Origin of the sequence: Streptococcus mitis SK1080 (assembly GCF_000220085.1) — a bacterium.
Classification (GTDB): Bacteria; Bacillota; Bacilli; order Lactobacillales; family Streptococcaceae; genus Streptococcus; species Streptococcus mitis_K.
In genome coordinates, this window is record NZ_AFQV01000013.1 from 1 (window position 1) to 14,022 (window position 14,022).

At 40.2% G+C, this 14,022-nt stretch carries 7 protein-coding genes and 1 pseudogene; all 8 read left to right on the plus strand.

The genetic code is table 11. The annotated features are described in order from the left end of the window. Positions 1–3,466 (plus strand): mucin-binding protein (locus HMPREF9957_RS13695; RefSeq protein WP_000322074.1); only part of this gene is annotated, 3,466 nt, incomplete at its 5' end. A 401-nt stretch (positions 3,467–3,867) separates the two neighbouring features. Next, entirely contained in the window at positions 3,868–4,794 is a 927-nt protein-coding gene (locus tag HMPREF9957_RS05405) for an Rpn family recombination-promoting nuclease/putative transposase (protein ID WP_000218319.1), read from the plus strand. Next, positions 4,791–5,195, plus strand: a pseudogene (locus HMPREF9957_RS13755) (Rpn family recombination-promoting nuclease/putative transposase); the annotation flags it as partial. The gene HMPREF9957_RS05405 and the pseudogene HMPREF9957_RS13755, both read left to right, overlap by 4 nt. A 161-nt stretch (positions 5,196–5,356) precedes the next feature. Then, positions 5,357–7,258, plus strand: coding sequence for an ABC transporter ATP-binding protein (locus HMPREF9957_RS05415; RefSeq protein WP_000584864.1), 1,902 nt, complete (start codon positions 5,357–5,359; stop codon positions 7,256–7,258). A gap of 1 nt (position 7,259) precedes the next feature. Beyond that, a complete protein-coding gene (locus tag HMPREF9957_RS05420) occupies positions 7,260–8,123 on the plus strand; it encodes an Rgg family transcriptional regulator (protein ID WP_000400540.1) in 864 nt (287 codons plus the stop codon). A gap of 78 nt (positions 8,124–8,201) precedes the next feature. Then, a complete protein-coding gene (locus HMPREF9957_RS05425) occupies positions 8,202–9,380 on the plus strand; it encodes an MFS transporter (RefSeq protein WP_001083045.1) in 1,179 nt (392 codons plus the stop codon). Positions 9,381–9,472: 92 nt separating this feature from the next. Then, on the plus strand, positions 9,473–11,431 hold the full coding sequence (gene ligA / locus HMPREF9957_RS05430) for an NAD-dependent DNA ligase LigA (protein WP_001042571.1): 1,959 nt from the start codon (positions 9,473–9,475) through the stop codon (positions 11,429–11,431). 111 nt (positions 11,432–11,542) lie between these two features. Continuing rightward, on the plus strand, positions 11,543–13,822 hold the full coding sequence (pulA, locus tag HMPREF9957_RS05435; protein WP_000288994.1) for a type I pullulanase: 2,280 nt from the start codon (positions 11,543–11,545) through the stop codon (positions 13,820–13,822). Positions 13,823–14,022: the final 200 nt, after the last annotated feature.

The following is a 14,022-nucleotide window of genomic DNA, read 5'->3' on the forward strand; positions in this document are numbered from 1 at the left end:
GGTAATTCCATATGTGCCAGGTTATACACCTAAGACACCAGATGGAAATCCATTAGTACCAGTAGATCCAGAACATCCAGAAAATGGATACAAGGTACCACCAGTACCAACAACACCTGGAACAAACACAGATATTACGTATGTGGCAGATCCACAAAAAGCTGTAGTGAAAGTATTCAATACAACAACAGGAAAAGAGGTAGAATTACCAGCTGAGAAAGTAAGTATTGATAATGGAACAACAGATTCAGCAATTCCAACTGATTCAGTAACAGCTAAGATTGCAGACTTAGAAAAACGTGGATATGTAGTTGAGAATAAAGATTTATTAAATAATCAAAAATTCGATAATCAGAAAGATTCAGAAACTGGAGATCCAACACAAGTCTTCAACTTGAAAGTACATGAAAAAGTGGTAGAAGTAACAGAACCACCAACACCAAATACACCGGTGGATCCAAATGTACCAGTAGAGCCAAATAAACCTGTTGACCCAACAGTACCAAAATGGCCAGCAGAAGGACTAAAAGAATCTGATCTTAAAAAAGAAGTAACAAGAACAATTACTTACGTTAAGAAAGAAACTCCAAACGGAGAAGAAGTAGCAAGTGGAAAAGACCCAGTAACACAAACAGCCCACTTCACTAGAAAAGCAAGCTATAACGTAGTTACAGGAGCAATCACATACGGAAATTGGGAAAGTACGGATAAAGAATTAGCAAAAGTAGACACACCTACATTAACAGGCTATGTAGCAGACAAAGCTTCAGTAGATAAAGTGGAAACAAATGCAGATTCAACAGGATTAGATCAAAAAGTAGTTTATACTAAGTTAGGATCATGGGTACCAAGATTACCAGAAGGTGTAAAACCACCGACAGGAACAGATATGACACCAAAACCATATCCAAACCATCCAACAGATCCAACAACACCTGGAACACCAGTATATCCTGAACCAGGACAACCAATCACTCCTGGAACACCGGTAATTCCATATGTGCCAGGTTATACACCTAAGACACCAGATGGAAATCCATTAGTACCAGTAGATCCAGAACATCCAGAAAATGGATACAAGGTACCACCAGTACCAACAACACCTGGGACAAACACAGATATTACGTATGTGGCAGATCCACAAAAAGCTGTAGTGAAAGTATTCAATACAACAACAGGAAAAGAGGTAGAATTACCAGCTGAGAAAGTAAGTATTGATAATGGAACAACAGATTCAGCAATTCCAACTGATTCAGTAACAGCTAAGATTGCAGACTTAGAAAAACGTGGATATGTAGTTGAGAATAAAGATTTATTAAATAATCAAAAATTCGATAATCAGAAAGATTCAGAAACTGGAGATCCAACACAAGTCTTCAACTTGAAAGTACATGAAAAAGTGGTAGAAGTAACAGAACCACCAACACCAAATACACCGGTGGATCCAAATGTACCAGTAGAGCCAAATAAACCTGTTGACCCAACAGTACCAAAATGGCCAGCAGAAGGACTAAAAGAATCTGATCTTAAAAAAGAAGTAACAAGAACAATTACTTATGTTAAGAAAGAAACTGCAGATGGAAAAGAAGAGCCAAGTGGAAAAGACCCAGTAACACAAACAGCTCATTTCACAAGAAAAGCAAGCTATAATGTAGTTACAGGAACAATCACATACGGAAAATGGGAAAGTACGGATAAAACTCTAGAAGCTGTACCGACAGAAAAATTAGATGGATATGTAGCAAACGTACCTTCAGTAGAAGAAGTAGAAACTAATGTAAATTCAACTAATTTAGATCGCAAAGTAGTTTATACTAAGTTAGGATCATGGGTACCAAAAGTGCCTGGTGTAGAAACACCAACGCCACTACCATATCCAAACCATCCAACAGATCCAACGAAGCCTGGAGATCCAACGGATCCAAATGTACCAGTAATTCCATACGTACCGGGATACACACCGAAGATTGGGGAAACACCGTTACAACCGAAAGTGCCAAATGATCCAACACAAGGATACATTCCACCAGCGGTGCCAACAGAACCTGGAACAAACACAGATATTACGTACGTGGCAGATCCACAAAAAGCTGTAGTGAAAGTATTCAATACAACAACAGGAACAGAGGTAGAATTACCAACTGAGAAAGTAAGTATTGATAACGGAACAACGGATTCAGCAATTCCAACTGATTCAGTAACAGCCAAGATTGCAGACTTAGAAAAACGTGGATATGTAGTTGAAAATAAAGACTTATTAAATAATCAAAAATTTGATAACGAAAAAGATCCAACAGATGGAGATCCAACACAAGTATTCAAATTAAAAGTACATGAAAAAGTTGTGACAGTAACAGAGCCAAAAAATCCAAATGATCCAGTAGATCCAGATAAACCAGAAGGACCAAAATGGCCAACAGAAGGCTTAGCAAAATCTGACTTAGAAAAAGAAGTAACAAGAACAATTACTTACGTTAAGAAAGAAACTGCGGATGGACCAGAAATAGCGGATGCGAAACCAACTAAGAAACAAACAGCGCACTTCAAACGTAGTGCAACATACAACTTAGTAACAAAAGTAGTAACGCCAGGAGAATGGACAAGTACGGATAAAACGCTAGAAGCTGTTCCGACAGAAAAATTAGATGGATATGTAGCAAACGTATCTTCAGTAGAAGAAGTAGAAACTAATGTAAATTCAACTAATTTAGATCGTAAAGTAGTTTATACTAAGTTAGGATCATGGATACCAAAAGTGCCAGGTGTAGAAACACCAACGCCACTACCATATCCAAACAATCCAACAGACCCAACTAAGCCTGGAGATCCAACGGATCCTACTACACCAAATGTACCAGTGATTCCATATGTGCCAGGTTATACACCTAAGACACCAGATGGAAATCCATTAGTACCAAAAGTGCCAAATGATCCAACACAAGGATACATTCCACCAGTACCAACAGAACCTGGTCAGGATACACCGATTGAGTATGTAAAAGTTCCAAATACGCCTAGTCCGGAAGAACCGGTAAAACCAACTCCAGAAAGTAATCATATTACAATCTGGGTGGATGAAAACGGTAAGCCATTGAAACCAGAAAAACCTGGAACTCATGAACCAGGAAATATTCCTGGATACAGATATATTACAACTGTAACGAAGGATGGTGTTACAATTCATAAATTTGAAAAGATAACACCAGTAGATCCTAATAATCCTGTTCCACAGAAACCGACCACACCGATTCCAACTCCACAAGATCCGACTATTCCAACACCAGAAAGTCAAATTCCAACTCCAAACACTCCAGAAGCAAATACTCCGACTTCTGAGACAAATAGAAGAGAGGAATTGCCAAACACAGGTACAGAAGCTAATGCTACCTTGGCTAGCGCTGGTATCATGACCTTGTTAGCTGGTCTAGGACTAGGATTCTTCAAGAAAAAAGAAGATGAAAAATAAAGCTCTTTATCAACTGTAGCAGGTTGAGAAAAGCTAAGATTAAGAAGAGGCTGAGAAAAAGCCTCTCAAATCAGAAAAACGCATAGTATCAGGTATTGAAAAACTTGAGACTATGCGTTTTATTGTGGGAAGATTTACTTCATTTTCTCCAGAAGTTGAGTTTTGGCCCAGTCTCTTTAAATTATATGTTATCTTAAATTCAGAATAGAACATTATAACTTATAAAACATTGCTAGAAATTGATTCGACTTTACTATCCTATTTGTTCAGAGTTTATTTCATTTTGCTATAAAGTTTGAGATTTCTTTTATTTTTTCTACTCTTTTTCCGAATAAATAGATAGAAGCATCAAATCTAGTAAATTAGATTAAAAAATGTGCTATAATGAAAGGAGAGCAAACATGACTGTACGTCATCCGGGCATCAGCCCAACCAATGACTTGGTTGCTAAGAAAATTTTCAGCAATCCAGAAATCACTTGTCAATTTATTCGCGATATGCTGGACTTGCCAGCCAAAAATGTGACCATTTTGGAGGGGAGCAATATTCATGTACTACCTTCCCTGCCTTATTCAGCCCAAGATTTCTATACCAGTATAGACGTCTTGGCGGAGTTGGATAACGGCACTCAAGTAATTATTGAGATTCAGGTACATCATCAGAATTTTTTCATCAATCGCCTGTGGGCTTACTTGTGCAGTCAGGTCAATCAAAACCTAGAAAAAATTCGCCAGCGAGAAGGTGATACCCACCAGAGTTACAAGCATATCGCACCTGTTTACGCAATAGCCATTGTGGATAGTAATTATTTCCAAGATGATCTAGCTTTCCACAGTTTTAGCATGCGCGAGGACACGACAGGTGAGGTTTTAACCATTATCAACAATGGTCAAGAAAACCATCTGGTCAAGATGGCATTCTTAGAATTAAAAAAATATAGGGAAACCAGCAAAGATAGTATTCGCAAACCGTGGTTGGAGTTTTTTGGGAACAAACCCTTTACCCAGCAACCTGAGCGAGCCATCAGCCAGGCAGACCAACTGCTGGACTATAAAAGCTGGTCCGAGGAGGACAGGAAAATGTTTAGTCAATTACGTATGCGCGAAGAACAAGCCTTGTTAGCGCAGGACTATGCCTTGGAAACAGCTAGAGCGGAAGGTATTGAACAAGGGTTGGAACGAGGACGAGCGGAAGGCATTGAAGAGGGATTAAAAGTAGGTCTAGTAAATCTCGTTCGCCAAGGTCTGCTGCCATCTGAGGTAGCTAGTCAGCAGTTGGGTATGTCAGTATCTGAGTTTGAGGCACTGTTGAGAGACCATCACAAATAAGAACTAAAAAATACAGAGAAACCAGCAAAGACGAGGTTCGCAAACCGTGGTTAGAGTTTTTCGGGAACAAACCCTTTACCCAGCAACCTGAGCGAGCCATCAGCCAAGCAGATCAACTGCTGGACTATAAAAGCTGGTCCGAGGAGGACAGGAAAATGTTTAGCCAACTACGTATGCGTGAAGAACAAGCCTTGTTAGCACAGGATTATGCCTTGGAAACAGCTAGAGCGGAGGGGGTTGAACAAGGACTGGAGCGTGGTCTTGAACGAGGACGAGCGGAAGGCATTGAAGAGGGATTAAAAGTAGGTCTAGTAAATCTCGTTCGCCAAGGTCTGCTGCCATCTGAGGTAGCTAGTCAGCAGTTGGGTATGACAGTGGAAGAGTTTGAGGCACTCTTGTGAACGAGTGAAAATATTTTACCAGCTATTTTGCAAAATAAATAGAGTTTCTAATCCAAATATTTTTGAATACCAAGCATAAGCAGAGCCGATTTTTCTAGGATATTTGGGTTAAGACTTACGATTATCTTGAATGCCTTAGGGAAACATGCTATACTACTTGTATGATTATTTTACAAGCTAATAAAATTGAACGTTCTTTTGCAGGAGAGGTTCTTTTCGATAATATCAACCTGCAAGTTGATGAACGAGATCGGATTGCCCTTGTTGGGAAAAATGGTGCAGGTAAGTCTACTCTTTTGAAGATTTTAGTTGGAGAAGAGGAGCCAACTAGTGGAGAAATCAATAAGAAAAAAGATATTTCTCTGTCTTACCTAGCTCAAGATAGTCGTTTTGAGTCTGAAAATACCATCTATGATGAGATGCTTCATGTCTTTGATGACTTGCGTCGGACTGAGAAACAACTTCGTCAGATGGAGCTGGAGATGGGTGAAAAGTCTGGTGAGGATTTGGATAAACTGATGTCAGATTACGATCGCTTATCTGAGAATTTTCGCCAAGCAGGCGGCTTTACCTATGAAGCTGATATTCGAGCGATTTTAAATGGATTCAAGTTTGACGAATCTATGTGGCAGATGAAAATTGCCGAGCTTTCGGGTGGTCAAAATACTCGTTTGGCTCTAGCTAAAATGCTCCTTGAAAAGCCTAATCTCTTGGTTTTGGACGAGCCAACCAACCACTTGGATATTGAAACTATTGCTTGGCTGGAGAATTATTTGGTAAACTATAGTGGTGCCCTCATTATTGTTAGCCACGACCGTTATTTCTTGGACAAGGTTGCGACAATTACGCTAGATTTGACCAAGCATTCTTTGGATCGCTATGTGGGTAATTACTCTCGTTTTGTTGAGTTGAAAGAGCAAAAGCTAGCTACTGAGGCAAAAAACTATGAAAAGCAGCAGAAGGAAATCGCTGCTCTGGAAGACTTTGTCAACCGCAATCTAGTCCGAGCTTCAACGACCAAACGTGCCCAATCTCGTCGTAAACAACTGGAAAAAATGGAGCGTTTGGACAAGCCGGAAGCTGGTAAGAAATCTGCCAACATGACCTTCCAGTCTGAGAAAATGTCGGGCAATGTTGTCCTGACTGTTGAAAATGCGGCTATTGGCTATGATGGGGAAATATTGTCAGAGCCTATCAATCTGGATCTTCGTAAGATGAATGCTGTCGCTATTGTTGGACCAAATGGTATTGGGAAATCAACCTTTATCAAGTCTATAGTAGACCAGATTCCTTTTATCAAGGGTGAAAAGCGATTTGGCGCTAATGTTGAGGTTGGCTACTATGATCAGACTCAAAGCAAGCTAACACCAAGTAATACGGTACTGGATGAACTCTGGAATGATTTTAAATTGACACCGGAAGTTGAAATCCGTAACCGCCTAGGTGCTTTCCTTTTTTCTGGAGATGATGTCAAAAAATCAGTCGGCATGCTGTCTGGTGGCGAAAAAGCTCGCTTACTTTTGGCTAAATTGTCCATGGAAAACAACAACTTCTTGATTCTGGATGAGCCAACCAACCATTTGGATATTGATAGCAAGGAAGTGTTGGAAAATGCTTTGATCGACTTTGATGGAACTCTTCTATTTGTCAGCCACGACCGTTACTTTATCAATCGTGTGGCCACTCATGTACTGGAATTGTCAGAGAATGGCTCGACTCTTTACTTGGGAGATTACGACTACTATGTTGAGAAGAAAGCAGAAGTAGAAATGACTCAGGCTGAGGAAGCTTCAACTAGCAATCAAACAAAAGAAGCAAGCCTAGTTAATGACTATCAAGCTCAGAAAGAAAGTCAAAAAGAAGTTCGCAAACTCATGCGACAAATCGAAAGTCTAGAAGCTGAAATTGAAGAGCTAGAAAGTCAAAGTCAAGCCATTTCTGAACAAATGTTGGAAACAAATGATGCCAGCAAACTGATGGAATTGCAGGCTGAACTGGACAAAATCAGCCATCGTCAGGAAGAAGCCATGCTTGAGTGGGAAGAATTATCAGAGCAGGTGTAAAATGGAACATCTTGGAAAAGTATTTCGTGAATTTCGAACAAGTGGCAATTATTCCTTAAAGGAGGCAGCAGGTGAGTCCTGTTCAACCTCTCAGTTATCTCGCTTTGAGCTTGGGGAGTCTGACCTAGCAGTCTCACGGTTCTTTGAGATTTTGGATAATATTCATGTGACCATCGAAAATTTCATGGATAAGGCTAGGAATTTTCACAATCATGAACATGTTGCCATGATGGGACAAATTGTGCCTCTTTACTATTCAAATGATATTGCAGGTTTTCAAAAGCTTCAAGAAGAACAACTTGAAAAGGCTAAGAGTTCGACAAATCCCCTCTATTTTGAGCTGAACTGGATTTTGCTACAGGGTCTGATTTGTCAAAGAGATTCGAGTTATCATATGGAGCAGGATGATTTGGATAAGGTAGCAGATTATCTCTTTAAAACGGAAGAATGGACCATGTATGAGTTGATTCTTTTCGGTAACCTCTATAGTTTCTACGATGTGGACTATGTCACTCGGATTGGTAGAGAAGTTATGGAGAGGGAAGAATTTTACCAAGAGATTGGTCGCCATAAGAGATTGGTGTTGATTTTGGCCCTCAATTGTTACCAGCATTGTTTAGAGCATCTTTCTTTTGACAATGCAAGCTATTTTGAGACTTATACAGAGAAGATTATTGGTAAAGGTATTAAGCTTTATGAGCGTAATGTTTTCCATTATTTAAAAGGTTTTGCCTTATATCAAAAAGGAAAGTGTAAAGAAGGTTGTAAGCAGATGCAAGAGGCCATGCATATTTTTGACGTGCTAGGTCTTCCAGAGCAAGTAGCCTACTACCAGGAACACTACGAAAAATTTATCAAAGGTTAATTTTCCCAAATAAGGGAAAAAGAAAAAAGCTCCTTTCGATTTTGATACAATAGTTTCAAAATTTGAGAGGAGTTTTATATGAATCGCTATGCAGTACAGTTGATTAGCCGTGGAGCTGTTAACAAGATAGGGAATATGCTCTATGATTATGGAAATAGTGTCTGGTTGGCTTCCATGGGGACTATCGGACAGACAGTTTTAGGAATGTATCAGATTTCTGAACTCGTCACATCTATTCTCGTAAATCCTTTTGGAGGAGTCATTTCAGACCGTTTTTCTCGTCGTAAGATTTTAATGGTGACAGACCTTGTTTGTGGGATTCTTTGTCTGGCTATTTCTTTCATAAGGAATGACAGCTGGATGATTGGAGCTTTGATTTTTGCCAACATTGTTCAGGCTATTGCTTTCGCATTTTCTCGTACAGCCAATAAAGCTATCATAACTGAAGTGGTGGAGAAAGATGAGATTGTGATCTATAACTCTCGCTTAGAGCTGGTTTTGCAGGTTGTAGGTGTTAGCTCTCCTGTTCTTTCCTTCCTTGTTTTACAGTTTGCAAGTCTCCATATGACGCTATTGCTAGACTCGCTGACTTTTTTCATTGCTTTTGTTCTAGTGGCTTTCCTTCCAAAAGAGGAAGCAAAAGTTCAAGAGAAAAAGGCTTTTACTGGGAGAGATATTTTTGTAGATATCAAGGATGGGTTACACTATATCTGGCATCAGCAAGAAATTTTCTTCCTTTTGCTGGTAGCTTCCAGCGTTAATTTCTTTTTTGCCGCTTTTGAATTTCTCCTCCCCTTTTCAAATCAGCTTTACGGGTCAGAAGGAGCCTATGCAAGTATTTTAACTATGGGGGCTATTGGTTCCATTGTGGGAGCTATTCTAGCTAGCAAAATTAAAGCTAATGTTTATAATCTTTTGATTTTACTGGCTTTGACAGGTGTCGGAGTTTTTATGATGGGACTACCACTTCCAAATTTTCTTTCCTTTTCTGGAAATTTAGTTTGTGAATTGTTTATGACGATTTTTAATATTCACTTTTTTACTCAAGTACAAACCAAGGTTGAGAGCGAATTTCTTGGGAGAGTACTAAGTACAATTTTTACCTTAGCTATTTTATTTATGCCTATTGCAAAAGGATTTATGACAGTCTTGCCAAGTGTACATCTCTCTTCTTTCCTGATAATTGGAAGTGGTGTTATCATCTTGTCTTGTATATCGTTTATTTATGTTCGAACTCATTTTGAAAAATTGATATAAGGTTGCTTGAGTTTTAAAAATAATTCCAATCTAAGTATTTTTTCCGCCCTTCTCGTTTGTGAGGAGGGCTTGTTTTATGGTAAAATGGTCTTATGAATAAAAGAATGAATGAGTTAGTCGCCTTGCTCAATCGCTATGCGACTGAGTACTATACCAGCGATAATCCGTCGGTTTCAGACAATGAGTATGATCGCCTTTACCGTGAGTTGGTCGAGTTAGAAACTGCCTATCCAGATCAAGTGTTAGCAGATAGTCCGACCCATCGTGTTGGTGGCAAGGTTTTAGATGGTTTTGAAAAATACAGTCATCAGTATCCTCTTTATAGTTTGCAGGATGCTTTTTCACGTGAGGAGCTTGAAGCTTTTGACGCGCGTGTTCGTAAGGAAGTGGCTCATCCGACCTATATTTGTGAGCTGAAAATCGATGGCTTATCTATCTCGCTGACTTATGAAAAGGGGATTTTAGTTGCTGGGGCAACGCGTGGAGATGGTTCTGTTGGGGAGAATATCACAGAAAATCTTAAGCGTGTTAAGGACATTCCATTGATCTTGCCAGAAGAACTAGATATCACCGTTCGTGGGGAATGTTACATGCCACGCGCTTCTTTTGACCAGGTCAACCAAGCTCGCCAAGAAAATGGAGAACCTGAATTTGCCAATCCTCGTAATGCGGCAGCAGGCACCCTGCGTCAGTTGGATACAGCAGTAGTTGCCAAGCGCAATCTTGCAACGTTTCTCTATCAAGAAGCCAGCCCTTCAACTCGTGACAGTCAAGAAAAGGTTTTGAAGCACTTAGAACAACTTGGTTTTGTAGTTAATCCTAAGCGAATTTTGGCTGAAAGCATGGATGAGATTTGGAATTTTATCCAAGAAGTAGGACAGGAACGAGACAATCTGCCCTATGATATCGATGGGGTGGTGATCAAGGTCAATGATCTAGCAGGCCAAGAAGAGCTTGGTTTTACCGTTAAGGCTCCAAAGTGGGCAGTAGCCTATAAGTTTCCTGCTGAGGAAAAAGAAGCTCAGCTCCTGTCAGTTGATTGGACAGTTGGCCGTACGGGTGTTGTGACTCCAACTGCCAATCTGACTCCCGTTCAGCTTGCTGGGACAACAGTTAGTCGTGCGACCCTGCACAATGTGGATTATATTGCTGAAAAAGATATCCGAAAAGATGATACGGTTATCGTCTATAAGGCCGGGGACATCATCCCTGCTGTTTTACGCGTGGTAGAGTCCAAACGGGTTTCTGAAGAGAAACTAGATATCCCTACAAACTGCCCAAGTTGTGACTCGGATTTGTTGCATTTTGAAGATGAAGTTGCCTTACGTTGTATCAATCCACGTTGCCCTGCCCAAATCATGGAAGGCTTGATTCACTTTGCCTCTCGAGATGCCATGAATATTACAGGTCTTGGTCCGTCGGTAGTCGAAAAACTCTTTGCTGCCAATTTAGTCAAGGATGTGGCGGATATTTACCGTTTGCGAGAAGACGATTTCCTCCTTTTAGAGGGGGTTAAGGAAAAGTCAGCTGCTAAACTGTATCAGGCCATCCAAGCATCTAAGGAAAACTCTGCTGAAAAACTCTTGTTTGGACTAGGGATTCGCCATGTCGGCAGTAAGGCTAGTCAGCTGTTACTTCAACATTTCCATTCAATTGAAAATCTGGCTCAGGCAGATCCAGAGGAAGTGGCGAGTATTGAAAGTTTGGGTGGTGTGATTGCCAACAGTCTTCAGACTTATTTTGCTACAGAAGGCTCTGAAATTCTCCTCAGAGAATTGAAAGAAACTGGGGTCAATCTGGACTATAAAGGACAGACGGTAGTAGCAGATGCAGCCTTGTCAGGTTTGACAGTGGTATTGACTGGAAAATTGGAACGGCTCAAGCGCTCAGAAGCTAAAAGCAAACTCGAAAGTCTGGGTGCCAAGGTGACAGGCAGTGTTTCTAAAAAGACCGACCTCGTCGTTGCAGGAGCAGATGCTGGAAGTAAACTTCAAAAAGCCCAAGAACTCGGTATTGAGGTTCGAGATGAAGCTTGGCTAGAAAGTCTGTAATGATCGTTTAAAAACAGAGTTTAGATAGAATGACAATGTTTGTTAATCGGGACAAAATTAGTCAAAAATTTATTAATAAAACAGAAATAAATTAAAAAAGGAAAAATAAAAATGTATACCTACCCTATGCGCATTCATTACCATCGCAAGAATGGTGAATATGACACTTGCTCTTTTGTAAAAAGCCATGACCAGCGAATTGATTTACTAACTTACCAAGAAGATTATTTTGGTGCCTTATTTAGTTTTGAACACCCAAGTTCTCATGCCTTAGAAAGCTTGAATTTTGTGGTTCATACAGGACAAACCAGTAAAGAGTATGCTATCCGTTTTAATCACTATCCTCTCTTAACGGAGGTCTGGATTTTGGAAGGGGATGATAGAATTTATTACTCTGAAAATCCTGCTATTGCCAGTCCTTTCTATAAAAATCAAAATCCTTTTGCCTTTGATAAGGCCATTAACAGTGCTAGTTTTGACCACCACTGGGGCTACCAAGGTGAATTGGGGTGCCATGTAGAGGACAATCAGGCTCATTTTTCCCTTTGGTCACCAACAGCGACAGCAGTGCAGGTTGTGGTTTATGAATCAGCTGCTAATGATGCCTCTGTTTGGAAAACTTTTGATATGGAGAGAGGCAATCGTTACTCTTATAACCATAAGGACAATACTATTGGTGTCTGGAGTTTGGATGTTGAGGAAGATTTGACTGGTAAGGCTTATCAGTATCAAGTCCAATTCCCTCATCACCAAACACTGACACGTGATCCTTACACCATTGCGACCAGTCCTGATGGCAAACGTTCTGCTATTCTGAGCCATGCAGAAAAACAAGTCGAAAACTTCGAGGTTAAGCACGGTTCTGAGGCTACTTGGCGTTTGGAAAATCCATGTAAGGCAGTTATTTGTGAAATGCATATTCGTGATTTGACCCAATCACCGACATCAGGTGTAGATGAACATCTTCGAGGAACGTTCTTGGGTGCTGCTCAGACTGAAACAGTTAACCAGTACGGTCAGTCAACTGCTTTTGATCACATCAAGAAGTTGGGCTACAATTATGTTCAGTTGCAACCAATTGCAGACCGTCACAAAGAATACGATGAGGATGGGAATGTAACCTACAACTGGGGTTATGATCCACAAAACTATAACGCACCAGAAACTAGTTTTTCAACTAATCCAGATGATCCAGCTCAGGCCATTCGCGATTTGAAGACCATGGTTCAAGCTTACCACGATGCGGGTATTGGTGTTATTATGGATGTGGTCTATAACCATACCTTCTCAGTTGTTGATGCACCTTTCCAAACAACAGTCCCTGATTACTATTATCGCATGAATCCAGACGGTACCTTCCAGAATGGAACGGGTGTTGGAAATGAAACAGCCAGTGAACACGAAATGTTTCGCAAGTATATGATTGATTCTCTTCTATACTGGGTGCAGGAATACAATATTGACGGCTTCCGTTTTGACTTGATGGGGATTCATGATGTCAAGACCATGCAGATGATTCGTCAGAGTTTGGATGAAATCGATCCTAACATTATCCTCTATGGAGAAGGATGGGATATGGGAACAGGTCTTGCCCCTTATGATAAGGCTAAGAAAGACAACGCCTACGAAATGCCAAATATTGGTTTCTTTAATGACAATCAGCGTGATGCTGTCAAAGGTGGAGAAGTTTATGGTGCTATCAAGTCAGGTTTTGTCAGTGGTGCTGCGACAGAGCCAATTCTAGCTAAAGCAATCCTAGGAAGTCGTGAATTAGGAACCTATACACATCCAAATCAGGTGCTTAACTATGTAGAAGCCCATGACAATTACAATCTTCACGATTTATTGGCAACCCTTCATCCAGACCAAAGTTCAGAACAAATCATGCGCAAGGTTGAGACAGCCACAGCTATGAACCTACTCATGCAAGGGATGGCCTTTATGGAAATCGGTCAAGAATTTGGTCGTACCAAACTGGTTGCGACTGGTGAGAATGGTGAGTTGACCCATGATGATAGAGAGCGTGCGATGAATAGCTATAATGCTCCTGACAGTGTGAACCAAGTCAACTGGGATTTGATCAATGAGCGTCAAGATAGTATTGAGTTTATCCGTCAAGTCATCCGATTGAAGACAAAAACTGGTGCCTTTTCTTACTCTAGCTATGATGAAATTTACCATCATGTCTTTGTGCATTCTGCGATTGAACATAGCGGCTGCCTTATCTATGAAGTTCACGGCAAAGAACATCTCTTGGTGGTTGTGAATGCTAAATCAGAACCCTATCCATTTGAAAATGCAGGAAATTTAGCTATGTTGGTAACCAACAGTCGCTCAAAAGAAGACAATGTGTTAGATGATATTAGTCTAGCCGTCTTGAGTGTTTTATAAAGACCATCTATCTCGCTATTCTAACACATCATTGGAAGTGAACGAATAGAAAGAACTTAGCTGATAACTCACTTGTATAGAAAATTTGATAAATATTTTCATCAAACGTGTAAAATCAGGAAATTGTTTTCCTGGTTTTATTTTTTGCTATAAAAAAATAATATTGGTAGCAAAAATACGAACTTTTTGGTATTATAGTA